This is a genomic window from Streptomyces sp. Root1304, from assembly GCF_001426405.1.
Taxonomy (GTDB): domain Bacteria; phylum Actinomycetota; class Actinomycetes; order Streptomycetales; family Streptomycetaceae; genus Streptomyces.
In genome coordinates this window covers 118,895-142,121 of the sequence record NZ_LMEP01000023.1, presented here as the reverse complement: position 1 = coordinate 142,121, position 23,227 = coordinate 118,895, and the positions used below count along the sequence as shown (strand labels likewise).

At 73.1% G+C, this 23,227-nt stretch carries 22 protein-coding genes; 12 read left to right on the top strand and 10 right to left on the bottom strand.

Annotated features, from left to right (window positions below):
- Positions 1-71: 71 nt before the first annotated feature.
- From ASD33_RS22880 to ASD33_RS22855, 6 genes are all read right to left on the bottom strand, one after another.
- Complete coding sequence (locus ASD33_RS22880) at positions 72-1,514, bottom strand: cytochrome P450 (RefSeq protein WP_056563605.1); 1,443 nt, start codon at positions 1,512-1,514, stop codon at positions 72-74.
- Positions 1,511-2,137 (bottom strand): ATP/GTP-binding protein, encoded by a 627-nt coding sequence (locus ASD33_RS22875; protein WP_056563603.1) that lies wholly within the window; start codon positions 2,135-2,137, stop codon positions 1,511-1,513. Before ASD33_RS22875 ends, ASD33_RS22880 begins: the two co-directional genes overlap by 4 nt.
- Positions 2,118-2,471 carry a DUF742 domain-containing protein gene (locus ASD33_RS22870; protein ID WP_056563601.1) on the bottom strand — a complete coding sequence of 118 codons (354 nt, stop codon included), beginning with the start codon at positions 2,469-2,471 and terminating at the stop codon, positions 2,118-2,120. Before ASD33_RS22870 ends, ASD33_RS22875 begins: the two co-directional genes overlap by 20 nt.
- A complete protein-coding gene (locus tag ASD33_RS22865) occupies positions 2,468-2,875 on the bottom strand; it encodes a roadblock/LC7 domain-containing protein (RefSeq protein WP_242427228.1) in 408 nt (135 codons plus the stop codon). The genes ASD33_RS22870 and ASD33_RS22865 overlap by 4 nt, the downstream gene beginning before the upstream one ends.
- A gap of 1 nt (position 2,876) precedes the next feature.
- Positions 2,877-4,232: an ATP-binding protein gene (locus ASD33_RS22860; protein ID WP_056563600.1), complete on the bottom strand. Its 1,356-nt coding sequence runs from the start codon at positions 4,230-4,232 to the stop codon at positions 2,877-2,879.
- Between the two features lie 403 nt (positions 4,233-4,635).
- Positions 4,636-5,838, bottom strand: a complete 1,203-nt coding sequence (locus ASD33_RS22855) for a Cmx/CmrA family chloramphenicol efflux MFS transporter (protein ID WP_056563597.1) — start codon at positions 5,836-5,838, stop codon at positions 4,636-4,638.
- Positions 5,839-6,326: 488 nt separating this feature from the next.
- On the opposite strand from ASD33_RS22855, the gene ASD33_RS22850 reads away from it, so the two are divergent.
- The 8 genes from ASD33_RS22850 (at position 6,327) to ASD33_RS22815 (ending at position 13,546) form a co-directional block, all read left to right on the top strand.
- Positions 6,327-7,517 (top strand): cytochrome P450, encoded by a 1,191-nt coding sequence (locus ASD33_RS22850; protein ID WP_056563594.1) that lies wholly within the window; start codon positions 6,327-6,329, stop codon positions 7,515-7,517.
- Between the two features lie 14 nt (positions 7,518-7,531).
- Entirely contained in the window at positions 7,532-7,768 is a 237-nt protein-coding gene (locus ASD33_RS22845) for a ferredoxin (protein WP_056563591.1), read from the top strand.
- 291 nt (positions 7,769-8,059) lie between these two features.
- Positions 8,060-9,721, top strand: coding sequence for an ATP-binding protein (locus ASD33_RS22840; RefSeq protein ID WP_063992018.1), 1,662 nt, complete (start codon positions 8,060-8,062; stop codon positions 9,719-9,721).
- Positions 9,718-10,119, top strand: coding sequence for a roadblock/LC7 domain-containing protein (locus ASD33_RS22835; protein WP_056563589.1), 402 nt, complete (start codon positions 9,718-9,720; stop codon positions 10,117-10,119). Before ASD33_RS22840 ends, ASD33_RS22835 begins: the two co-directional genes overlap by 4 nt.
- The gene (locus ASD33_RS22830) at positions 10,116-10,469 is read left to right on the top strand and encodes a DUF742 domain-containing protein (protein ID WP_056563586.1); all 354 of its coding nucleotides are present in this window, start codon (positions 10,116-10,118) and stop codon (positions 10,467-10,469) included. The genes ASD33_RS22835 and ASD33_RS22830 overlap by 4 nt, the downstream gene beginning before the upstream one ends.
- On the top strand, positions 10,450-11,079 hold the full coding sequence (locus tag ASD33_RS22825; RefSeq protein WP_056563582.1) for an ATP/GTP-binding protein: 630 nt from the start codon (positions 10,450-10,452) through the stop codon (positions 11,077-11,079). Before ASD33_RS22830 ends, ASD33_RS22825 begins: the two co-directional genes overlap by 20 nt.
- The gene (locus tag ASD33_RS22820; protein ID WP_056563579.1) at positions 11,076-12,305 is read left to right on the top strand and encodes a cytochrome P450; all 1,230 of its coding nucleotides are present in this window, start codon (positions 11,076-11,078) and stop codon (positions 12,303-12,305) included. Before ASD33_RS22825 ends, ASD33_RS22820 begins: the two co-directional genes overlap by 4 nt.
- Positions 12,302-13,546 carry a cytochrome P450 gene (locus tag ASD33_RS22815; RefSeq protein ID WP_056563574.1) on the top strand — a complete coding sequence of 415 codons (1,245 nt, stop codon included), beginning with the start codon at positions 12,302-12,304 and terminating at the stop codon, positions 13,544-13,546. The genes ASD33_RS22820 and ASD33_RS22815 overlap by 4 nt, the downstream gene beginning before the upstream one ends.
- A gap of 70 nt (positions 13,547-13,616) precedes the next feature.
- Here the strand turns inward: ASD33_RS22815 and ASD33_RS22810 are convergent, their stop codons facing one another.
- A complete protein-coding gene (locus ASD33_RS22810; RefSeq protein ID WP_242427227.1) occupies positions 13,617-15,620 on the bottom strand; it encodes an NAD-binding lipoprotein in 2,004 nt (667 codons plus the stop codon).
- A 124-nt stretch (positions 15,621-15,744) separates the two neighbouring features.
- Here ASD33_RS22810 and ASD33_RS22805 point away from each other — a divergent pair, with 124 nt between their 5' ends.
- Both ASD33_RS22805 and ASD33_RS22800 read left to right on the top strand, forming a co-directional pair.
- Positions 15,745-16,377, top strand: coding sequence for a TetR family transcriptional regulator (locus ASD33_RS22805; RefSeq protein WP_056563571.1), 633 nt, complete (start codon positions 15,745-15,747; stop codon positions 16,375-16,377).
- 124 nt (positions 16,378-16,501) lie between these two features.
- Positions 16,502-18,184 (top strand): acyl-CoA dehydrogenase family protein, encoded by a 1,683-nt coding sequence (locus ASD33_RS22800; protein ID WP_056563568.1) that lies wholly within the window; start codon positions 16,502-16,504, stop codon positions 18,182-18,184.
- Positions 18,185-18,351: 167 nt separating this feature from the next.
- On the opposite strand, the gene ASD33_RS22795 is transcribed toward ASD33_RS22800, so the two are convergent.
- From ASD33_RS22795 to ASD33_RS22785, 3 genes are all read right to left on the bottom strand, one after another.
- Positions 18,352-19,278, bottom strand: a complete 927-nt coding sequence (locus ASD33_RS22795) for a M56 family metallopeptidase (RefSeq protein ID WP_056563565.1) — start codon at positions 19,276-19,278, stop codon at positions 18,352-18,354.
- On the bottom strand, positions 19,275-19,643 hold the full coding sequence (locus ASD33_RS22790) for a BlaI/MecI/CopY family transcriptional regulator (RefSeq protein WP_056563562.1): 369 nt from the start codon (positions 19,641-19,643) through the stop codon (positions 19,275-19,277). Before ASD33_RS22790 ends, ASD33_RS22795 begins: the two co-directional genes overlap by 4 nt.
- Before the next feature lie 154 nt (positions 19,644-19,797).
- Positions 19,798-20,838: a C40 family peptidase gene (locus ASD33_RS22785; protein ID WP_056563560.1), complete on the bottom strand. Its 1,041-nt coding sequence runs from the start codon at positions 20,836-20,838 to the stop codon at positions 19,798-19,800.
- Positions 20,839-21,151: 313 nt separating this feature from the next.
- Between ASD33_RS22785 and ASD33_RS22780 the strand changes: the two genes are divergently transcribed.
- Both ASD33_RS22780 and ASD33_RS22775 read left to right on the top strand, forming a co-directional pair.
- Entirely contained in the window at positions 21,152-21,562 is a 411-nt protein-coding gene (locus ASD33_RS22780) for a VOC family protein (protein ID WP_056563558.1), read from the top strand.
- Between the two features lie 217 nt (positions 21,563-21,779).
- On the top strand, positions 21,780-22,952 hold the full coding sequence (locus ASD33_RS22775; protein WP_056563555.1) for an ABC transporter substrate-binding protein: 1,173 nt from the start codon (positions 21,780-21,782) through the stop codon (positions 22,950-22,952).
- Positions 22,953-23,227 lie beyond the last annotated feature (275 nt).

Here is a 23,227-nt window from a genome sequence, read left to right as displayed (position 1 = left end):
ACGGGAGGGTACGGCCGTGCGGTGCGGTCCTCCGGAGCACGGGATCACCCGCGGAGTCCGGTCGTACGGCGCTACCGCCACCCCAGCATCCTCAGGACGCGCGTCCACCAGCTGCCCCGGGGCGCGGTCCCCCGGGCCGGCTCGGCCTGCGGCCGCGGCGGCGCCGGCGGACCCGTGTCGGTCCGGGCGGGCGGGGGCGGCAGCGGGGCGGGCTGGTCGTGGACCTGCGGCGCCCGGGAGACGAACTGCACCGGCAGAGCCGTGAGGTGCCGTGCCCACGTGGTGGAGCGCCAGGTGAGGCTCTCCTCGGGCACCGAGAGGGCGATGTCGGGGAGCCGGGTGAGGAGGATGTCGATGCCGGTGTCGGCGATGATGCGGCCGATGTCCTGACCGGGGCACTCGTGGTTGCCGGCGCTGAAGGACAGGTGCGCGCGGTTGTGGTGCACCGGGGTCGCGGGGTTCGGCCGGATCGCCTCGTCGACGTTTCCGGCGGCGAGGCCGAGCAGGAGCATGTCCCCCGCCTTGATCTGCTGCCCGCCGAGGGTGGTGTCGCCGTTGGCCCAGCGGCCCGGACACACCATCAGCGGCGGCTCGTCCCAGAGGACCTGCTCCACGGCTTCGGGCAGGGTCATCTGACCGCCCGCCAGGGAGCCCCTGAACCGCGGGTCGGTGACGACCATGCGCAGGACGTTGGACATCAGGTTGGCGGTCGTCTCGTACCCGGCGAGCAGGATCAGGCGCAGGTGGTGCTGCACCTCCTCGTCGGAGAGGCCCGCGGGGTGGGCGAGCAGCGCGGAGGCGATGTCGTGCCCCGGACGGGAGCGCTTGGTGACGACCAGCTTCTCCAGGCTCTCCAGGACGTACGCGTTGCTGGCGAGCGAGGTCTCGGTGGCCTTGAAGAGGTCACGGGCGGCGTGCACGAGCCCGGGTCCGGCCTCGTCCGACATGCCGAGCAGATGCGTGAGCGTGAGCATGGGCAGGTGCTCGGTGAACTGCTCGACGAGCTCCGCCTCGCCGTCCTCGCAGAAGGTGTCGATCAGCTCGTGGGCGAAGCGGGTGATGTGCCGGCGGAGCCCCCGGTGGTCGAACTGGTCGAGTCCCGCGGTGACCGCGCCGCGCAGCCGCTGGTGTTCCTCGCCGTCCGCGCACACGCAGTCGGGGCGCCAGCCGATCATCGGGACCAGCGGCGAGGTCGCCGGGTCGATCTCCCCGCTCGTCCAGCCGTGCCAGACGCGCGGGTCGCGGGAGAACTGGGTGGGGCGGCTGGCCACGTCGCGGTTCTCGAGGTAGCCGAGGACGAGCCAGGCGCGGACGTCGCCGTCGAGCAGGACGGGCGCCACCGGGCCGTGGGCGGCGCGCAGTTCCTCGTACAGGCCCATGGGGTCCGTCACGGCGGCGGGGCCGTAGAGCCGGCTCGCTCCGCCGGGTCCTGTGGTGGCCACGTGGGCCGGGCAGCCCGGGGGCGGGGTCTGTCCGGGCAGCGCGGTGGTGTGTTCGGCGGGTGGGACGGTCATGCGGTCTCCTGGGCGGCTGCGAGGGTGCACAGGTAGACCATCAGCGAGAGCAGGGCGTCACGGCAGGACGCCCGGTCGCGTGCGTCACAGGTGACGATGGGCACGGAATCGCTGAGGGCCAGAGCGGTGCGCAGTTCTTCTACGGGGTACTGCGGGGCTTCCGGGAAGCTGTTGACGGCCACGACGAAGGGGACGCGGCGGTCCTCCAGGCGGGTGACCACCTCGAAACAGACCTCGACGCGCCGGGTGTCGACGAGCACCACGGCGCCGAGGGCGCCTTCGAAGATGCCGTTCCACAGGAACCAGAAGCGTTCCTGTCCCGGGGTCCCGAACAGATAGAGGATCAGCTCCTCGTTGATGCTGATCCGGCCGAAGTCCAGGGCGACGGTCGTGGTGTTCTTGCCCTGGGCGCCGGGGTTGTGGTCGATCCCGACGCCCGCCTGCGTCATGGTCTCCTCGGTGGTCAGGGGCGGGATCTCGCTCACCGTCCCGACCATGGTCGTCTTGCCGACTCCGAAGCCGCCGACGACCACGATCTTGACGCCCCGGGCGCCGTACGGCAGCAGCATGTCGGTGCCGCGCGGTCCGATGACGGCGGGCGCGTCAGAGCTTGCGTAGTCCATGGATCACCGCCTCGAGTAGGCCTCGTTCGGGGAACGCCGCGACGGGGACGGGCGCGATGGCCTCGACCCTTTCCTCGTCGACGAGTTGGGACAGGAGCACGGTGACGACGCTGAACGGCAGGCTGAGGTAGGCCGACAGCTCGGCGACCGACAGCGGGTACGTGCACATGGTGAGGATGGCCGCCTGCTCCGGCTGCATCGCGGGGTCCGGTGTGGACCTCGCCGCGATGAGGGTGACCAGGTTGAAGGTCTCGGCCGAGAAACCCCCGCCGGTGATGACGTAGAGGGGGACGGGGTTGCCTTCCTCCCAGGGGTTCCGGTTCTCTGATGTCACATCGCCTGCCCGACGTCATCCCGGGGCGGGCTGGTCATGTGCTGGCCGATCCTGACCACCAGGGTCCGCATGCGGTCCCCCAGGAGGCCGGCGTCCACCTCCTGGTCGGCGAGGACCGCGAGGTACGCCCCCGGGCCCGCGGCCATCAGGGAGAAGTAGCCGCCGTCGGCCTCGATCCCGACCATCCGGGTCGTGCCGTTCCCTTCCGGGAACATCTGGGCGATGGCCCGCGCCAGGCTCTGGATGCCGGAACAGGCGGCGGCGATGGCGTCGGCGGCGTCGGGCTCCGTGTTCGCCTGCCCGATGCACAGCCCGTCCGACGACAGGACGACCACGTGGCGCACGTACGGGACGCTGCCCACGAGCTCCTTGAGCATCCAGTCCATGTTGGGCAGTGGCTGCATGTTACTCAACCTCATCTGACGGTTCGCTGGGGGAAGTGGAGGGTTCGGCAGCCGCTCGCTTGTCGCCGTTGAAGGCCTCCCACATCAGACCCGGGGGGCGGGTCGTGCCGGAGGAGTCCCCGGCGGGCGGGGGTGTCGGACCGGCCACGACGACGGGGGTCGGGACGGGCGACTCCCTGCGGCGCTGCGGGAGTCCGTTGGGGGTCTTCCTGACCTCGCCGGATTCCGTGGAGGCCTCCACCGGCGGCACCACCCTCGGCAGGACCGGACCGCTGACCGCGCGCTTCCGGACGGGTTCCGGGAAGCGCATGACGGGCTGCGGGACCGTGGTGATCAGATTCCTGGGCACGAGGACGACGGCCCGTACGCCTCCGTAGGCGGAGGTGCGCAGGTCGACCTCGCAGCCGTGCTCGCGGGCGAGCCGGCTGACGACCGGCAGGCCGAGCTGGGTCACTTCGCCCAGGCTCGCCAGCTGGATGCCCGACATCGACTGCTTCATGACGCGTTCGATGCGGTGCCGGACCTCTTCGGTGAGTCCGACGCCGCGGTCCTCGATCTCGATCGCGATGCCGGAGGGCACCTCGCTCGCGGTGACCTCCACCGGGGTGTGGGGCGGCGAGAACGTGGTGGCGTTGTCGAGGAGTTCGGCGAGGAGGTGGATCATCGGCTCGGAGCCGGGTCCGACCACGGCCACCTCGGCCACCGAGGTCAGCTTCACGCGGGGGTAGTCCACGATGCGGGACATGGCGCCGCGGAGCACGTCGTAGAGCGGGATCGCCTTCGACCACTGCCGTCCGGGGCGGGCGTCGCCGAGGACGGCGATGCTGGCCGCGAGCCGCCCGATCAGGGCGTTGCGGTGGTCGACGTCCTGGAGGCCCCGGGAGACCACGAGGTCGTTACCGTGGACGATCTGCATGGTGTGCAGGTCCTTGGCGAGCTGGTGCACGATCGCCTGGACCCGGCGCGCGACGGCGACCAGGGTGCGCTGGGAGGCGTCGCGGGTGTGCTCCTCGGCCTCCACCGCTTCCAGGAGTGCCCCGAGGGCGCCCCGGAGCGCTTCGGCGAAGTCCTCGTCGAGGTGGCTTCCGAAGGCGGCGGACCGCAGGACCTCCGAGGCGGGCGCGCCCCTGCGGAGCCGGGCGACGGCCGCGGGCAGCAGTTCCTCGGCGAGCCACACGGTGGCGGCCTGCTGGTCGGCGAGGCGGCCGAGCAGGGCCGCCTCGCGCTGCGCGTAGTACGCGCGCTCCTCGGCTCCCGCCCGGCTGGTGCGGGCCTCGTCGGCGGTGCGCAGCCGGCGCGCGGTCTCGGCGGAGGCGGCGAGCGCGAGGAGGATCGCGCCGAGCCCGTACCAGGCCACGGCCGTACGTATGTGTGCAGGCGAGAGGAGCAACGCTGCCATCAAGGCGCCGGCCAGCACTCCGGGGGTGAGGAGCCAGACCCGAGGGGGCGCGGGCGGGCGGGCTCTGGACATCGATCCTGCACGAACCATCAAGGGGTCCCTCAGCAGACTGGGAATGAGCGGACTGGGGTGAGGCGATGCGCCGACGGGGCGCTCCGAGAGCGCGTCGATGGTCGCTTCCCGCCGCCGCGTTCCGTCCGCGAGCACACAGCGTTCATGACTCGCTGTGACCGCATCGCAACACAGAGGGGAGCATAGTCAGTTCGGGTTCCCCATGTGCCCGAGCTGGAAGGGCTACCTCCACCGGTCATTCAGGGCGCATTAAATGACCATTCACCGCACCGAACACGCCATGAACCGATCACGAATTGACGTTCGCCCGCCCTGAACCCTGGGCTTCCGAACGCACGGCCGCGCCTTCCCTCCTCAGGGTGCGGCGGGCCGCGCCGGCGACCAGGAGGGCGACGGCCACGAGCGCGGCGCTCACGACCGGCGGCGCGCGGAAGCCGAGTCCCGTGCCGAGGGCGAGACCGCCCAGGACGGGGCCCGCCACCGCGCCGACGTTCAGCGCGGCGGTGGCGAAGCCGCCGGACAGGGTGGGCGCCCCGGAGGCCGCGTAGAGGGCCCGGGCGATCAGGGTGGAGCCGACGCCGAAGGACAGCGTCCCCTGGACGAGGACGAGGAGGAGCGCGGCCACCGGGTGGCCGGCCACGAGGGCGAGCAGCAGCCAGCCCGCCGCCAGTGCCGCGCCGCCGGCCACGAGGACCGGGCCGGGCCGGCGGTCCGCCAGCCGGCCGCCCAGGTTGACGCCGACGAAGGAGCCGATGCCGAAGAGCGCCAGCGTGGCGGGAACCCACCCGGCGCTCAGGCCCGTGACCTCGGTGACGACGGGGGCGAGATACGTGAAGGAGCAGAACGTCGCGCCGTTCACCAGCGCTCCGAGAGCGAGCGTGACGATCAGCCGGGGGGTGCGCAGCGCCCGCAGTTCATGGCGGACGCCGGGCGCCCCGGGGTCGACGGGCGTCGCCGGCACGGACCGCAGGATCGCGAGGACGGCGGGCGCGGAGACGAGGGCGACGCCCCAGAAGGCGGAGCGCCAGCCCCACACCTCGCCCACGACGGCACCGAGCGGAACTCCGGCGACGCACGCCAGGGTCACTCCGCTCAACAGGACCGAGGTCGCCCGGCCCTTGGCCTCCGGTCCCGCCATGGCGGCGGCGGTGGAGAGGCCGACGGCGAGGAAGCCGGCGTTGGCGAGGGCGGCGACCACCCGCGTGACGAAGAGGACGTCGAAGCTGTGGGTGAGGGCGCCGACGACGTGGGCGAGGAGGAAGGTGAGGAGGAAGGCCAGCAGCGCCCGGCGGCGGGGCCACCGCAGGCTGAGCACGGCGACCAGCGGCGCGCCGACGACCATGCCGACGGCGAAGGCGGAGGTGAGCGAGCCGACGGCCGCGAGGGACACCCCGAAGTCGGCGGCCATGTCGTGCACGAGACCGGACAGCATGAATTCCGACGTTCCCTGGGCGAAGACCGCGAGCCCGAGAACGTAGACGGCGAAGGGCATGGAGAAGCTCCGACTACATCGCAGAAACAGGGGGACGCGACGCGCGGACGGAAGGTCCGGGGGTCGCGTGGGAGCCGCCGCGGAGGGGACTCCGGGCGCGATCCCGCGATGCGGTTGATCCATGGCGGATCCGCGACGCACTGCTCGGCGAAGGGCCGAAGGAGGCAGGGTCGTCAGAGGGTTGCGCGATCAGCCACCGATCACCGGTGGCCGGCTTCTCTCCGCCTCAGGACTGGACATGCGGCTCAACATAGCAAGGGGAGAAGGACGGTGTCCCCCTCATTCGCCCCGGTCCCCCATCGGGGCCCTGCCCGGGTGAGCGCCCCCTGCGACACCCTCCGCGGCGCCGACCGGGCGGGTGGCCGAGACCCCGTGGGTCCGATCGGGTGGATTGGCCGAACTACGCGTAGACCAGATAGGTGCCTGAGGCATGTAGTGGAGACGGCACCCACGTCAGAGTCACCGATTCGCACCTAGCGAGGCCTCCCATGACGAAAGCCGTTGCGTTTCCGCAGTCCCGGACCTGCCCCTACCACCCGCCGACCGACTACCCCCGGCCCGCCGAGGAACGCCCGCTGTCACGGGTGACGCTCTGGGACGGGCGGCAGGTGTGGCTGGTCACCGGGCACGGGGCCGCCCGCGCGCTCCTCGCGGACCCGCGCCTGTCCACCGACTCCACCCGGCCCGACTTCCCGATGCCGACCGAGCGCGCGGGAACGCTGCGGCGGCGCCGCCGTGCCGCGCTGCTCGGCTGGGACGACCCCGAGCACAACGCCCAGCGCCGGCTGCTCATCCCGAGCTTCACCCTCAAGCGCACGGAAGGTCTGCGGCCCCGCATCCAGGAGACCGTCGACCGCCTGCTGGACGCCATGGAGGCCCAGGGGCCGCCCGCCGAGCTGGTGAGCGCCTTCGCCCTGCCGGTGCCGTCGATGGTCATCTGCGACCTGCTCGGTGTGCCGTACGAGGACCACGAGTTCTTCGAGGAACAGTCGCGGCGGCTGCTGCGCGGGCCGACCGGCGCGGACACCGAGGACGCCCTGGCCCAACTGGAGGAGTACCTCGGCGACCTGATCGACCGCAAGCGGGCGAAGCCGGGCGAAGGCGTCATCGACGACCTCGTGGCCCAGGGCGCCGGGAACGGCGGCCCGGACCGGCAGGAGCTGGTGCAGCTCGCCACGATCCTGCTGATCGCCGGACACGAGACCACGGCGAACATGATCTCCCTCGGTACGTACACGCTGCTCGACCATCCCGAGCGGATGGCGGAGCTGCGGGCCGATCCCGCGCTCGTCCCCACCGCCGTCGAGGAGTTGCTGCGGTTCCTGTCGATCGCGGACGGACTGCTGCGGGTCGCGCGCGAGGACATCGACGTCTCCGGGACGGTCATCCGCGCGGGCGAGGGCGTGGCGTTCTCGACCTCGGTGATCAACCGGGACGCCGCCGCCTACAGCGATCCGGACAGCCTGGACTGGACCCGATCGGCCCGCCACCACGTGGCGTTCGGCTTCGGCATCCACCAGTGCCTGGGGCAGAACCTGGCCCGCGCCGAGCTGGAGATCGCGCTCGGGACGCTGCTGCGCCGGCTGCCGGGGCTGCGGCTCGACGCACCCGCCGAGGAGATCCCGTTCAAGCCGGGCGACACGATCCAGGGGATGCTCGCCCTCCCCGTCAACTGGTGAGAGGAGTGCCGCGGATGCGCGTCACGATCGACGGAGACCTGTGCATCGGCGCCGGACAGTGCGCCCTGACCTCACCGGGGTTCTTCACCCAGGACGACGACGGATTCGGGATGGTCGTGCCCGGCCGGGAGGACGGCGGTCCCGAGGCCGGCCCCGACGGGGACGACACGCTGCTGGACGAGGCCGCCCGCGCCTGCCCCGTACAGGCGATCACGATCCACGACCCGGCCGAAGCTTCCGGGTCCGCCTGACCCCGGCGCCGGCGCCGGCCTCGAACCCCGTCGACCCCGTCCGACGCACCGGTGCCGGCACCGGTGCGTCGCCCCCGGGGGACGTGGGCCCACAGAGGGTCAGGCCCCCTCCCCCACCCGCCACTTCGGCGCAGAACGAACAACGTCGGACTTTCTTGGGCACATAAGCGATACATGTGCCATGTAAAGAATGACGATCCGGTCGACTGAGTTCCGTATTGATCAACAACAGATCTATAGTGCCGACGTTACGACTCCCTTCCCCGTGTGCCTGTCCCGAGAGTCTGGTTGATGTCGGCGTCACCCACCCCCTTCCGCCCTGCCCTGATCGCCTCGTCGCTGACAGCCGCAGCGGGTGGCGCGGTCGCCGCCGCCGCGGCCACCGCGGCGCCGGACGGCGTCCGCACCGCGCTCGCCTGGTTCGCCGCCTGCGGCGTCCTGCTGCTCTCCGCGGCGGCCTTCGCCGTCACCTGGTACGGCCGCACCTCGCGGACGCTGAGCCGCCGGGTCGAGACCCTCTCCGCCGAGCTCGCCTCGCGGGAGACCTACGCCGCCCAGTCGCGGGCGTCCGCCGCGCGCGAGACCGCCACCCTCAAGGAGCGGTACGAGGCGCGGGCCGCGGCGGCCGAGGCCGCCCACGCGGCGCGTACCGAGGAACTCGTCAGCTCCCACACCGCCCGGACGACGGCGCTCGTCCGTGAACGGGCCGCCGACGTCGAGCGGCTCGAAGCCCGGCTGCGCCGCGCCGAATCCGGCCGCTCCGCCGCCATGGCCGCCTCGGCCAACGCGGCGGGCCGGATGCAGGCCCTCGCCACCAGCATGCTCGCGGACCTGCGCGAGATGGAGCACCGGCACGCGGACGAGGACGTCCTCACCGACCTCCTCCACCTCGACCACCGCACCGCCCAGGCGGGCAGGCTCGCCGACTCCGTCGCCGTGCTCACCGGAGCGCGCTCCGGCCGCCGCTGGGCCCGCCCGATCGGCATGGAGTCGATCCTGCGCGGCGCCATGGGCCGGATCGGCGGCTACCAGCGGGTGCGTCTGCACTCCAGCAGCGACGCGGCCGTCGCCGGCCACGCGGCCGAGGGCGTCATGCACGCCCTCGCCGAACTCATGGACAACGCCGCCAACTTCTCCCCGCCCACCGCCGAGGTCCACATCTACGTGGAAGAGGTCCCGGCCGGCATCATGATCGCCGTCGAGGACAGCGGTCTGGTGATGAGCGACGTGCAGCTGCGGCGCGCCGAGGCCGCCGTGGGCTCGGCCGCGCAGGACCTGGCCGGCCTGTCCGGCACCCGGCTGGGTCTGGCCGTCGTCGGCCGGCTGGCCCGCAAGCACGGCCTGACCGTGTCGTTCCGCCCCTCGGCGCGCGGCGGCACCGGCGCCCTGCTGATGCTGCCCCAGGAACTGATCAGCCGTACCCCCATGGAGCCCCAGGCCGCGCCCACGCCCCCGCCGGCTCCCCCGGCCGGCCGCGGGGTGTCCGTACCCGCGCAGGCCACCGGCGAGGCACCGGACCGGACCACCGCCCCCGCGCCGGCCGTCGCTCCGGCTCCCGAGCCGGAGGCCGTGCACGACAGCGCGGCCGAAGGCACCGGCGAGCACCCGCGGTTCGGCGAGAGCGGTCTCCCGCGCCGCCGCCGCGGCCGGGCCCTGGCGGCGGCCCACCCCGAGGGGCCGGACGCCGCCGCCAAACCCCGTACCGCGAGCCCGCGCACGGGCGCCGCGGCCGGGGCGGCGAGCCGCTTCGGCACCTTCCGCCAGGCCGTCCGCGCCGCCTCCCAGACGGAAGCCCCGCTGCCCGAGCCCGCCCAGCCGGAATCCGCCCCGCTCGATTCCCCCCGGCCGGACTCCGCCCCCCAGGAGACCGCGCGCCCGGCCGTGACCGGGCCGGACGCCTCCGAGCCCCGAAACACCCCGAACTCCCCGTCCCCGGAAGGCACCCCGCAATGACCGGCACCACCACCGACGAGAAGCTCAGCTGGCTCCTTGAGGGCCTCCTGGAACGCACCCCGGGCACCCGTCACGCCCTGGTGCTCTCCCGCGACGGCCTCAAGCTCTGCCGTACCGCCGGGCTCACCGTCGACCAGGCGGACCAGCTCGCCGCCATCGCCGCGGGCATCCAGAGCCTCTCGCACGGTGCCTCCGTGGAGTTCGGTGACGGCACGGGCGGGGTCCGCTCGGCGATGGCCGAGTTCTACGGCGGCATCCTGTTCATCGTCGAGGCCGGCGAGGGCGCCCACCTCGCTCTCGTCGCCGACGAGGACGCCGACGCCGGGCTCGTCGGCCACAACATGTCGGAGCTGGTCGAGCAGTTGGGCGAGCACCTGGTAGCGAGGCCCCGGGGATGAGTCGCGGCAGGCCGGGACGGGACGACTCCCCCGACCGGCTCTACACCCTCACCGGCGGGCGCAGCCGCGCCGGTTCCGACGCCTTCGACCTGGTGACGCTCATCGTCACCGAGAGCGATCCGGTTCCGGGCATGCAGTCCGAGCACGCCGCGATCCTCCGGATGTGCCGTTTCCCCACGGCGGTGGTGGAAGTCGCCGCCGGACTCGGCCTGCCCGTGTCGATCACCCGGATCCTCCTGGCAGACCTGCACGACACGGGCCGGATCCACGTGCGGCATCCCCGCTCGTCGTACCGCCTTCCCGATCACGACATCCTGGAGCAGGTGCTCGTTGGACTCCGTAACCTCTGAACAGCGCCAGACCCTGCAGAGCACCGCCGACAACGGACTGAAGATCGTCGTCGTCGGCGGATTCGGCGTCGGCAAGACCACCCTGGTCCGCTCGGTCAGCGAGATCCGTCCGCTGAACACCGAGGAGACGATGACGCAGGCCGGCGAAGGCGTCGACGACACCGTCGGCGTCAGCTCGAAGACGGCCACCACCGTGGCCTTCGACTTCGGCCGGATCTCGCTGGACGCCCACAACATCCTGTACCTGTTCGGGGCGCCCGGACAGGAACGGTTCTGGTTCCTCTGGGACCGGCTGTTCTCCGGGACGCTGGGCGCCGTCGTGCTCGTCGACACGCGCCGGCTCGCCGATTCCTGGTACGCGATCGACCGCCTGGAACACCACGGCACGCCGTTCGTCGTCGCCTGCAACGACTTCGGCGGACCCTCCCACTCCCCCGCCCAGATCCGCGAGGCCCTCGACCTCGCCGACGAGGTCCCGCTGGTCCTCTGCGACGCCCGTTCGCGGGAGTCCAGCAAGCAGGTCCTCATCTCGCTCGTCGAACACCTGCGCACCGTCGTCGCCTCGGCCCCGCGGCCGACGTCCCAGCCGATCCCGGAGCACACCCCGTGACCCACCCCGAACCCCAGCCCGTCCCCCTGAGCGGGCCCAGGTTCCAGACCGACCCCACGGAGCTGTACCGGCAGATCCGGCGCGAACACGGGGCGGTCGCGCCGGTCGTCCTGGACGGCGGCATCCCGGCGTGGCTGGTCGTCGGCTACCGCGAGCTGCACCAGGTCACCAGCGACCCGGTGCTCTTCTCCCGCGACTCCGACCTGTGGAACCAGTGGGACGCCATCCCGGCGGACTGGCCGCTGCTGCCCATGATCGGCCGCAAGCAGCCGTCCATCCTCTACACCGTGGGCGAGCGGCACCGCGAGCGCGCCGCCGTCGTCTCCGGGGCGCTGGAGGCGATCGACCCGTTCGTGCTGCGGCAGCGGGCCGAGCGCTTCGCCGACGAACTCATCGACGCGCTGTGCGCCAAGGGCTCCTGCGACATCATCGCCGAGTACGCGATGCTCCTGCCGGTACGGGTCCTCGCCAGCGTCTACGGCTTCGCCGACGAGCAGGGCCCGGCCCTCGTCACCGCCATGAACGACATGATCAACGGCCAGGAGGGGGCCCTGGAGGGCCAGCGCCACCTGGGCGAGTCCATGTTCGCGCTGCTCGCCGCCAAGTCGGCTGAGCCCGGCGACGACGTGGCCTCCCGGATGCTCGGCAACACCGCCGGGTTCTCCCTGGAGGAGGTCGCCCAGGACCTCATGGTGATGATGGCCGCGGGCCACCAGCCCACCGCCGACTGGATCGGCAACTCGCTGCGTCTGATGCTCACCGACGACCGCTTCGCGGCCTCGCTCGCGGGCGGCCGGCACAGCGTCGGCGAGGCCATGAACGAGGTCCTGTGGGAGGACACCCCCACCCAGAACGTCGCCGGCCGTTGGGCCTCGCGCGACACCCACCTCGGCGGGCGCGTGATCGGCCAGGGCGATCTGCTGCTGCTCGGGCTGGCCGCCGCCAACTCCGACCCGCACGTGCGCACCGACTCGGGCGCGTTCACCGGCGGCAACAACGCCCACCTGTCCTTCGGGCACGGTGAGCACCGCTGCCCGTTCCCGGCCCAGGAAGTGGCCGAGACCATCGCCCGGACGGGCATCGAGGTGCTGCTCGACCGGCTGCCCGACGTGGACCTCGCCGTGACCGCGGGCGACCTCGCCCGTCGCCCCTCCCCCTGGCTGCGCGGTCTGTCCGCGCTCCCCGTGACCTACACCCCGACACCCGCACTTGGAGCCATCGGATGAGCTGCCCGTACGACCACACCGCCGCGAACGGCGCCGAGGTCATCGCCCTGGACCCGTTCGTCGGCGACCTGGACGGCGAGAGCGCCCGGCTGCGCGCCGCCGGTCCGCTCGCCCGTGTCGTGCTGCCCGGTGGGGTGCCGTGCTGGGCCGTCACGCACCACGCCGAGGCCCGGCGGCTGCTGACCGACTCCCGGCTCGTCAAGGACATCGACGTCTGGGGTGCCTGGCAGCGCGGCGAGATACCGATGGACTGGCCGCTGATCGGCCTGGCCAACCCGGGCAGGTCGATGCTGACGGTGGACGGCGAGGAGCACCGGCGGCTGCGCACCCTGGTCGCGCAGGCGCTGACCGCGCGCCGGGTGGAGCGGCTGCGCGAGGGCATCGAGGCCCTCACCGAGGGCATGCTGGACCGGCTGGCCGAGCGTCCGGCCGGTGAGGTCGTGGACCTGAAGGCCGGGTTCGCGTTCCCGCTGCCGATGAACGTGGTCTGCGAGCTGATGGGTGTCGACGCGGCCGACCAGCCCCGGCTGAAGGCGCTGTTCGACAAGTTCTTCTCGACGCAGACGCCTCCGGAGGAGGTGCCGCAGATGATGGCGGACCTGGGCGCCCTCTTCGCCGGGATCGTGGCGGCGAAGACGGAGCAGCCCGGCGACGACCTCACCAGCGCGCTGATCGAGGCCTCGGAGGGCGGCGACCGGCTCAGCACGGAGGAGATCACCAACACCCTCCAGCTGATGGTGGCGGCCGGGCACGAGACGACGATCAGCCTGATCGTCAACGCTGTCGTCGCCCTGGAGACCCACCCCGAGCAGCGCGCCCGGGTCCTCAAGGGCGAGGTGCCGTGGGAGAACGTCATCGAGGAGACGCTGCGCTGGTCGACGCCGACCTCGCACGTGCTCATCCGCTTCGCCGCCGAGGACATCGAGATCGGCGACCGCGTCCTGCCGAAGGGCGAGGCCCTCATCGTCTCCTTCGGCGCGATCGGCCGGGACGAGGCGCAGTTCGGCCCGACGGCGGGCGACTTCGACGTGACCCGTACGCCGAACCGTCACATCTCCTTCGGTCACGGCCCGCACGTCTGCCCCGGCGCGGCGCTGTCCCGTCTGGAGGCGTCGGTGGCGCTGCCCGCGCTGTACGCGAGGTTCCCTGAGCTGCGGCTCGCGGTGCCGCGCGAGGAGCTGCGCAACAAGCCGGTCGTCACGCAGAACGACCTGTTCGACCTGCCGGTCGTACTGGGCTGACGGTCCGCCGCCGGCCGGCCGGACCGAGCCGGCCGGTTGTGTGCCGTCCGGCTCCGGACGGCGGGCGGGGTCATTCCTCCGGCGCCAGGACCACGATCTCGTCGTCCTGGCGCCAGTGCCGGAGCTGTGACTTCGGCGGGTTGACGCACAGGCCGTGCGCAGGGCCGCGGGCGCGGTAGCCGATGGCGCACGCGCCCTGGCGGGCGGCGGATTCGACGACGGTCGCGAAGGAGACCTCGCGGTCCGTCTCGATGTAGCGGCCCGCCGGGTCGATCCGGAGGCTGCTCCCTCCCTCGGCGAAGAGCTCCTGGAACACCGCGGCCAGCCAAGGGTTCTGGGAGATCTGTGTCATCAGGAGCCCGATCAGCCTGCCGCTGACCACGAAGTCGGCGCCGGGGGCGTGGGGGGCGATCAGCCGGTTGCGGTCGTCGGCCATCTCGGTGACGACGGGAACGCACCGGCCGTCCGCCCGCACCCGCTCGCGGTCACGGGCCCGCAGGTGGAGGAGGGTGACGAGGGTCCGGTCGTCCGGATCCTCCTGGCCGGGCCGGGCGTCGGCGGCGAGGACGATCACGGCGTCGTGCGCGGTGGGGTCCAGCGCGTCCGTCGTCTCGCGCAGGGTCGGGTCACCGGGGTGGTGGCGTACGAACAGACGGTGTCCGACGGCGTCCGTGAGGGCCCGGATGCCGGAGACGGTGGCGGTGCGCGGCTCGGCCACGACGTCGAGCACGGATCCCGGGGGCGTACGCCGGGACAGCGCGACCGCGATCCGGTGGGCCCGCCGGTTCCAGCCCAGCAGGAGGAAGCGTTCGGGGGCCGCGGCCGGGCCGGGCGGTACGGGCCGTCCCGTACGGATCGCCGTCGGGTCGCACGGGTGCGGTGCGGCGGACCAGTGGGTGGCGTCCTCGTGCTCGGCGATCACGATCAGGCCGTCGCCCGACAGGACGGGAGTCCGGCCGGGCGGGTTGAGCGACACGGTGCCGTCCTCGTGGGCGATGCCGACGACGGCCGACACCGGGGAGAAGGCGGCGGCCTCGTGGAAGGTCAGGCCGCACAGACCGGGCTCGCGCACCGTGTAGAACTCGTGCCCCGCGAAGTCCAGCAACTCCTGGTGGACCAGGGAGAGTCCGGGCTGTCGCGCGCACTGGACGAGGAGCCGCGCGGAGAGGTCGTCCGTGTCCAGGACGGTGGCCCGGGGGCCGCCGGCCAGCCGGGCGGCGCCGAGGTAGCGGTCGCCCCGTACGGCCGCGACGACCCGCACCGGGTGTTCCTCGCCCACGGCCGCCGTGAGGGAGAGCAGCGTCTTGACGACCTCGGCGTCGTCGCCGGGGCTGTCCCTGGGCAGGACGAGCACGCACTCCGCCGTCGCCGGGCTCACCCGGGCGAGCGCGACGGGATCGGTGGGCCGGCCGGTGCGGCAGAGGAGCCGAGCGCGGCCGACCGGGCCGACGGTGCCCCGGAACTCCTCCTCCATGTCGGCCTTGCCCCGGTCGGCGAGGACGGTGACGACCCCGCGGCGCCGCTGGGCGTGGGCGGTGACGAGTTCGGCGACGACGGTGGGGATCTGTTCCGACCAGCCGAGCACGACGGTGTGGCCGCTCTCCACGACTCTGGCGTGCCCCCGGTCGAGGGCGAGCAGTTTGTCGGTGATGCCGGTGGTGATGAGGCTGACCAGGGTGGAGACGTAGAAGAGCGCGATGAGGGCGAGGAGGACCGACAGCGCGACGCGCAGCGGCGGGCCGACCTCGCCGCCGAGCCGCAGGGTCTGTCCCGTGCTCCGCCACACGGCGGCGATCCTCGCGCTGAGGGTGGCGGGGGCGCGGTGGTCGGTCCACACGAGCAGGGCGCTCACGGGCACGACGAGGGCGAGGCAGGCGAGGGCGAGCCAGCCGACGAGGGCGGGGGTCCCGCGGCTCAGGGTGGTGTCGAACCAGTAGCGGAGACGGGCCTCGACGGGCCCGCTCGGGTGGGTGGGGAGCCCTGGGGGCACGGGCGGGACCACGGCCCGGTCCGTGAGGGGTCCCGGTGTGGCGTTCCGCTGGGCGGGAACCACCTTGCTGCCTTGTCTGCGCACGTCAGAAGCGTGGCGCCCCGCTCCGTCCGAGGGAGCGCCATCGCGGCACATTCATCCCTTCGGGATCGAACGGCTCGGCTCCGGGGGCTGGAACCAAGAGATGAATGGTGGTTCACTTCTTCGTATGGCCTATCGGAAGACCCCCGCGGAACTCGAACGGCTGGAGGCCGCCCGTGAGCGCCTGGTGGACCAGGCGACCCAGGTGGTGGCCGAGGTCGGCTGGGCGAACGCCTCGGTGACCGCCGTCGCCGCCGCCGCGGGCATCGCGGCCGGCTCCGTCTACCAGCACTTCCCCTCCAAGGCCGCCCTCGCCGTGGAGGTCTTCCGCCGCGCGTCCGGCCGCGAGGCCGAGGTGCTGAGCGAGGTCCTCCACGGGGACGGCGATCCGGTCGAGCGGCTGACCGACGGCGTACGGGTCTTCGCGCGGCGCGCCCTGGAACGCCCCGGCCTGGCCTACGCCCTGCTCGCGGCGCCCGCCGAACCCGCCCTGGGGGCCGAGCGCCTGGAGTTCCGGCGCCGCTACCACGAACTGTTCGCCGAGGTCGTCCGCGAGGGCACGGCCGCCGGGCTGCTGCCCCCGCAGGACGCCCGCGTCACCGCCGCCGCGCTGACCGGCGCGGTCGGGGAGGTGCTCGTGGACCCGCTGGGCACCCCCGCGGGCGGCTCCGACGGCGCCGTCGCCGACCTGCTCGCCGAACTCACCGCGATGACCTTGCGCTGCACCGGCGCGCAGCACCCCACCACCCCAGGTGTCTGAACCGCATTCCCCCGCACTCCCCCGCACAGCACCGAACCACCCACCAGCGTCCGTCTCGCCCGCCCGCACCGCCCACCAGCGTCCGTCTCGCCCGCCCGTCCCGCCGACCAGGAGGAGCCCCGCCATGACCGCGACCGCCGGAGTGCCGCCGCTGCGCAGCAACCCCACCGCGCGCACCCACGACGTCACCAACCAGGTCCCGCCCCTCGTCGGCCACGATGTCGCCGACGACCCCGTCCTGCTGGAGGGCGTACGCCGTGAGGGCGCCGAGTGGTACCTCGGCGACCTGCACCGGATCGGTCTCCGGGCCGGCAGCGAGGAGGTCCAACGGTGGGCGGAGGCGGCCAACCGCCACGAACCCGAACTGCGGACCCACGACCGCTACGGCAACCGCGTCGACGAGGTCGACTTCCACCCGTCGTACCACTCCCTGATGGACGTCGCGATCGGCGAGGGCCTCGGCGGCGCACCCTGGGCCGACGACCGGCCCGGCGCCCATGTGGCCCGCGCCGCCGGGTTCATGGTGTGGAGCACCACGGAGGCGGGCCACGGCTGCCCGGTGTCCATGACGTACGCCGTCGTCCCGGCCCTCCGCTCCGCCCCCGCGCTCGCCAAGGAGTACGAACCCCTGCTCACCAGCCGGGTGTACGACCCGGGGCTGCGCGCCCCGGCCGGCAAGCGGGGCCTGCTCGCGGGCATGGGCATGACGGAGAAGCAGGGCGGCACGGACGTCCGTACCAACACGACCACGGCGGTGGAGGCGGCGGACGGCAGCTGGCGGCTGCGCGGCCACAAGTGGTTCACCAGCGCCCCGATGAACGACCTCTTCCTCGTCCTGGCCCAGGCCCCGGGCGGCCTGTCCTGCTTCCTGGTCCCCCGGGTGCTCCCCGACGGCAGCCGCAACACCTTCCGGATCCAGCGGCTGAAGGACAAGCTCGGCAACCGCAGCAACGCCAGCAGCGAGCCGGAGTTCGACGACACCGTCGCCTGGCTGGTCGGCGCCGAGGGGCAGGGCGTACGGACCATCATCGACATGGTCACCATGACCCGACTCGACTGCGTCCTCGGCTCGGCCTCCGGCACCCGCGCCGCGCTCGCGCAGGCCGCCCACCACATCCGGCACCGTTCGGTGCTCGGAGCGAAGCTCATCGACCAGCCGCTGATGCGCAATGTCATCGCCGACCTGGGCGTCGAGTCGGAGGCCGCGACCACCCTGGCCCTGCGGATCGCCGGCGCGGCGGACCGCGCGCAGCGGGGCGACGCCGGGGAGCGCGCGTTCCTGCGCCTGGCCACCGCCGTGGGCAAGTACTGGGTGTGCAAGCGCCAGCCCGCCGCCGTGGCCGAGGCGCTCGAATGCCTGGGCGGCAACGGGTACGACGAGGCCTCCGGCATGCCCCGCCTCTACCGCGAGGCCCCGCTGAACGGGATCTGGGAGGGCTCCGGAAACGTCAACGCCCTGGACGTCCTGCGGGCGCTGGCCCGCGAACCGGAGTCCCTGGAGGCCTTCCGTGCGGAGGTCGAGGCCGCCGCCGGCGCCGACGCCCGCTTGGACGCCGCCTGGCGCGAACTGCGGGGCGAACTCGTCCTCACCGAGGACGCCCAGCTGCGCGCCCGCCGGCTGGTGGAGCGTCTGGCGCTCGTCCTCCAGGGCTCGCTCCTCGTCCGGCACGCGCCGCACGCGGTGGCCGACGCCTTCTGCGCCTCCCGTCTGGCGGGTGACCGGGGCCTGGCCTTCGGCACGCTTCCGTCCCGTACGGACCTCGGCGGGATCATCGCCCGGCTGCCGGCGGGGACGACGACGGCCTGAACGGGTCGGGGGTGGGCGGGACCGGGGGCGCCGGGCCGCGATCTCACGGGACCTGGGTCTGCCTATGGCCCCGACCCGTCCCCGCGCAGGTCAGCCGAGCAGGTCCTCGTCGGCGTGTACGCGGGCCCCCGCACCCGCGCCGAGTGACGGCTCCGCCGCCGGGGTCGTCAGACGCCCGGCGGGCAGGCGGCCAGCACCGGGAGCAGCGGAACGGCGAGGGTGGCCGCGGCCATCGAGCCCCGCAGCGCGGGGTGCGGGGTACGGCGCGGACCGAGCAGTCGCTTCATCCGGAGGAGCGCCGTCGAGCCGCCCGCGGCGAACGCGCCCGTGGGCGTGCGGCCCGCCGCCATCTCGTACAGCGCGGTCGCGAGCGCCTGCCGCGAGTGGCTCCGCAGCGCGCGGTCGTCGGCGATCATCTCGAGGAGGACCGGCAGCTCCGCGCGCGCGTGCCGGGCGAGCGGCAGCCACGGGAAGACGGTGGAGAACGCCTCCACGGCGGCGATCAGCAGATGGTGGCGGCCGGAGACGTGCGCGCGCTCGTGCTCCAGGACGGCGCCGAGCTGCTCGGTCGTGAGGAGCCGTACCGCCGCGTCGCTGACGACGACCCGGGAGCGGAGCCCCGGCAGGGAGTACGCGACGGGGAGGCGGTGCGCGAACACCGTCGCGCGCAGGCGGGCGGAGCGTACCCCCACCTTGTCGAGGCGGTCCCGGTGGCGGGCGCGGAAGCGTCCGGCGCGGGCGAGGTGGAAGAGGAACGCGCCGGCCCAGGCGGCCAGGACGGCGAGGGGCATCGCGAGGGCGAGCCGCTCGACGGTGGTGGGACTGGGGTCCGGCCCTTGCGTCCCCGTCCCCGCGTCCGCTCCCAGGCCGCAGGAGTGCAGCAGCCGCACGATCCCCGCGTGCAGGTGCTCCGTCGGAGTGGCGAGTTGGGAGGCGGCGAGGGCGGTGGTGAGGGTGAACGACATCATGAGCGCGAGCCACAGGGCGGCGCCGAGCGCGGGTGCCCTGTAGGGGACGGCGCTGCGCGCCATCAGCCGCGGGGCGGCGACGCCCACGAGCGCTGCGCAGCCCAGGAGGGCGGGGGCGGCGTTCATTCCTTCGTCCGACGTCCGACGTCCCGAAGGGCCTTGCGGAGCGCGGCGATCTCGTCCTCGTCGAGGTTCTCGACGAAGTGGACGAGGGCCGCGGGCCGGTCCTCGCTGGCTCCGAGGCCGTCCTCCATGAGAGCGGCCGAGTAGGCCTCGCGGGTCGCGACGGCCTCGTACAACCAGACGCGGCCGTCCCTGGTGCGCGTGAGGTGGCCCTTGTGGAAGAGGATGCTGGTGACCGTGGTGACGGTGGTGTAGGCCGCGTCCCGGTTCCGGTTGAGGTCGTCGACGACCTCGCGCACGGTGGCCGGGCGGTTCCATCTCCAGAAGCGGTCCATGATCTCCGCTTCGAGCTCCCCCAGCCGACGCATGGGCTGCTTCCTCTCCACTGGGCTCGTCCTCGTCCGGCCCTCATGGTAAACGTCCAGCTCACGGAGGCACCGGCCGCTGTGCCCGCGCCGGACCGACCGGCCCAGGGAAGGTCGTCGGAGTCCCGGGAGGGAGTCGGGGGGACGAGGCCGGCGGTCAGCCGATGCGGACGCCCCACATGAAGGGCATGCCGCTGCGCGCGATCGACTCGTAACGCACGTTCGCACCGGGCTTGGGCGCGTGGAGGATCTGTCCGTTGCCGGCGTAGAAGCCGACGTGGCTCAGGTCGGTCCGCATGATGATCAGGTCACCGGGCCGGAGGTCGCCGAGGGAGTTGACGCGCGTGCCGACGTTCGCCTGGGCCTGTGAGGTACGGGGGATGGAGACGTCGGCCTGGCGGAAGGCCCAGGACGTGAGCCCGGAGCAGTCGAAGGAACTCGGGCCGCTCGCTCCCCAGACGTACGGGAGTCCGACCCTGCCCTTGGCGGCGGTGAAGGCCGCGGCGGCGCGCTGCGAGGCGCTCGCCTCGTTCCCGAGGTCCACGCGCTCACCGGCCCGGTTGGCCCGGTCCTCCGCCGCGTCGATCCGCGCCCGTTCCTTCGCGGACAGGGTGTTGAGCAGGCGGCGGGCCTCGCTCAGCTTCCCCTGGATCTCCTTCTTCCGGTCCCCCAGCTCCTTCTGTACGGCGTCGAGGTCGCGCAGCTTGCCCGACGCCTCCTGGCGCTGCTGCTGGAGTGCGCGCTGCCGGGAGAGGAACTGCTGCAGGACGGCCGTCTGCCGCTCGCCGGCCCGGTCGAGGGCGGACGCCTTCTCCAGATAGGTGTCGGGGGCCTCGGAGAGGAACAGCTGGAGGGAGGGGTCGATTCCGCCCGAGCGGTACTGACTGGCCGCCAGGCCGCCGATGCGCTGGCGGAGTTCGTTGAGTTCACCCTGCTTGCGGGCGGCCTCGTCCTGCACGCCCGCGATCTGCTTCCTGAGCTGGTCCGCCTTCTCCTTGGCGCCGTTGTACTTCTCGGTGGCCTGGGTCGCCTGCTCGTACAGGCGGTCCACCTGTGCCTCGACGCCCTTCTTGTTGGGGTCGGGCAGCGGGTCGGCCGAAGCGGCCTGCGTGCCGAACGCCACGGCCGCCGCCGTGGCCATGGTGAGGACGCCCGCGCAGCGCGGACCGGACTGCTTCGGACGGCGGTGGGAAGCCACGGTGGAGCTCCTTCTTCCTCGTCCGCCTCGCCGGGTCCGTACGGTACCCCGGGTGCGCGCGGGGACGGCGCGCACGGCGGTGCCCTCGGCGCCGCCCCGGGCGGGCGAACGGCTGAGCGAAGGCTCCGCGAATACTAATCTGCTTAGAGGATTAGAAACAACGACCCCTCCGGCAGCAAGGGCGCGAGCCGGAACGGGGGTCGGCCCGCCCAGCCGGGTGACCACACCTCCCGGACCAACCGGGTTCGCCCCGGGCCGGAGCGGCCGGACGTACGCTGCCGACTCCGACGATTCCTCATGAAAGGAGCATTCTGTGGCCTCCCGCCTCAACCCGTACATCAGCTTCACCGGTGACGCGAAGCAAGCCCTGGAGTTCTACAAGGACGTCCTCGGCGGCGACCTGACCCTCAACACCTACGGCTCGTTCGGCGCCGAGACACCGCCCGGCTACGCGGACAAGGTCATGCACGGCCTGCTGGAGACCTCGGCCGGGTTCACGCTCATGGGCGCCGACAACCCGCCGGGGATGACGAACACCCCCGGCAACAACTTCGCGGTCAGCCTCAGCGGCGACGACGCCGCCGAACTGCGCGGCTACTGGGAGAAGCTGTCCGCCGGCGGCGCCGTGTCGGTGCCGCTGGAGAAGCAGATGTGGGGCGACGTGTTCGGCATGTGCACGGACAAGTTCGGCATCACGTGGATGGTCAACATCAGCGAGCAGTAGGCGCATCGCGGAACAAGGACGCGCCGGCGCGGAGCGGTACGGCCGGCGCGTCGCCCGTGTCCGGGAGGTCGGTGACGGCCGCCGCTCCCGCCCCTACCGAACGGCGGGACACTCTCTGCCGCCGGCGGCGTGCGCTCGGCTAGCCTCGGCGCCACCCGACGTACGTCCGGCCCTGCGGACGTACGGCCACCCATCCTCGCGCGGGAGACGCCGACTCATGAACACGCCCCCATCGCCGCCCTCGTCGCCGCTTTCCTCTCCGCTTTCCTCTCCGCTTTCGTCTCCGCTTTCGTCTCCGCCCCGGACGGAGCGGACGGACGAATCCGCCGTCCTGATCGGGGCTCTGGCTCCGCTGACCCGGCCCGGCTGGGTCGCGGCGGGCCGGCATCTGCTCGCGGGGCTCGAACTGGCCGTCGCGGACGTCAACGGCTCCGGCGGGATCGGCGGGAGGCCGCTGGAGCTGGTCGTCCGGGACACGGCGGCCGATCCGGAGAAGGCCGTGGCGGCCGTCGACGAGCTGGCCGGCCTCGGGGTGGCCGCCCTTGCAGGTGAGTACCACAGCGTCGTCGCCCGTACCGCCGCCACGAGGGCCGATGCCCTCGGCCTGCCGTACCTCTGCTCGTCGGCGGTGCTCGACGCACTCACCGAACAGCCGACGGAACGGGTCGCGCGCATCGCGCCGGCACAGTCTCACGGCTGGCGGATCTACGCGGACTTCCTGCGCGGTGCGGGCCACTCCCGCATAGCCGTGGCGGCCGACCCGAGCGTCTACTGGGCGTCCGGGACCCACGTCCTGCGGGAGCGTCTCGCACCGCACGGCGGCACCGTCGCCGCACTCGACATGCGCACGCTCACACCGACGACGCTGTGCGACGCGCTCGTCGACAGCGGCGCGACCGCCCTGCTCCTCCTCGTCGGCCACCCGGATCCGGCGGTGCCGATCGTCCGGGCCGTCCGCCACGACCCCCGCCTCGCGGACATCCTGATCGGCGCTCCGGCCGGGCAGCCGGAGCTCGCCGAGTGGGCGACGCTGCTGGGCGGCGACGGCGCCGCGATCCCGTTCCTCCGCTACCTGCCCGAGCGCCTGGGCCCCCTCGGCGCGCGCGTGGAGGCGGCACTGACCGAACGGCTGGCCCAGGCCCCCTCCTTCGTGGCCTTCGAGGGCTACGACACGATCACGGTCCTCGCGGACGTCCTGCGCTCCCACGGCGTGGACCGGACCGCCGTCGCCGAGGCCTGGCCGCAGGTCGCCGTCGAAGGCACCCGAGGCGAGATCCGCTTCTCCCGCCCGCCGGGCATCGACATCCGCCAATGGGCCTGGCCGCCCGTCCAGGTCGTCGACCGTGACCCGTCGGCACCCGAGCGCTTCCGCGTCCTCCACACCGGCTGACCCGACCGACCGCTCCGGGCGCTCTTCGGGGCCCGGGCGGTCGACCCGGTCGTCGGCCGCGTCGAGGAGGACGATCCGCCCGGTGGTCGGTCCCAAACCATGTTGAGGGCTCGTTCGAAGGTGACGTATCCGGCGCGGGCGAAGGACTTCGTCATGGGGACGTTGCCGAGGTCCGTCGAGGCCCGGATCCGGTCGAGGCCGTACTCCGGCGGCCTCGTTCCTCCTGGGAGCACGGCCGCCTTCGCCGTCTCGAACAGCCGCAGGCCTATCTCGTG

Bases quoted from the DNA above. Each gene is read 5' to 3' on its own strand.
- ASD33_RS22880 (WP_056563605.1), bottom strand. From the start codon at position 1,514: ATGACCGTCCCACCCGCCGAACACACCACCGCGCTGCCCGGACAGACC.
- ASD33_RS22875 (WP_056563603.1), bottom strand. From the start codon at position 2,137: ATGGACTACGCAAGCTCTGACGCGCCCGCCGTCATCGGACCGCGCGGC.
- ASD33_RS22865 (WP_242427228.1), bottom strand. From the start codon at position 2,875: ATGCAGCCACTGCCCAACATGGACTGGATGCTCAAGGAGCTCGTGGGC.
- ASD33_RS22855 (WP_056563597.1), bottom strand. From the start codon at position 5,838: ATGCCCTTCGCCGTCTACGTTCTCGGGCTCGCGGTCTTCGCCCAGGGA.
- ASD33_RS22850 (WP_056563594.1), top strand. From the start codon at position 6,327: ATGACGAAAGCCGTTGCGTTTCCGCAGTCCCGGACCTGCCCCTACCAC.
- ASD33_RS22845 (WP_056563591.1), top strand. From the start codon at position 7,532: ATGCGCGTCACGATCGACGGAGACCTGTGCATCGGCGCCGGACAGTGC.
- ASD33_RS22840 (WP_063992018.1), top strand. From the start codon at position 8,060: ATGTCGGCGTCACCCACCCCCTTCCGCCCTGCCCTGATCGCCTCGTCG.
- ASD33_RS22835 (WP_056563589.1), top strand. From the start codon at position 9,718: ATGACCGGCACCACCACCGACGAGAAGCTCAGCTGGCTCCTTGAGGGC.
- ASD33_RS22830 (WP_056563586.1), top strand. From the start codon at position 10,116: ATGAGTCGCGGCAGGCCGGGACGGGACGACTCCCCCGACCGGCTCTAC.
- ASD33_RS22815 (WP_056563574.1), top strand. From the start codon at position 12,302: ATGAGCTGCCCGTACGACCACACCGCCGCGAACGGCGCCGAGGTCATC.
- ASD33_RS22805 (WP_056563571.1), top strand. From the start codon at position 15,745: ATGGCCTATCGGAAGACCCCCGCGGAACTCGAACGGCTGGAGGCCGCC.
- ASD33_RS22800 (WP_056563568.1), top strand. From the start codon at position 16,502: ATGACCGCGACCGCCGGAGTGCCGCCGCTGCGCAGCAACCCCACCGCG.
- ASD33_RS22795 (WP_056563565.1), bottom strand. From the start codon at position 19,278: ATGAACGCCGCCCCCGCCCTCCTGGGCTGCGCAGCGCTCGTGGGCGTC.
- ASD33_RS22790 (WP_056563562.1), bottom strand. From the start codon at position 19,643: ATGCGTCGGCTGGGGGAGCTCGAAGCGGAGATCATGGACCGCTTCTGG.
- ASD33_RS22775 (WP_056563555.1), top strand. From the start codon at position 21,780: ATGAACACGCCCCCATCGCCGCCCTCGTCGCCGCTTTCCTCTCCGCTT.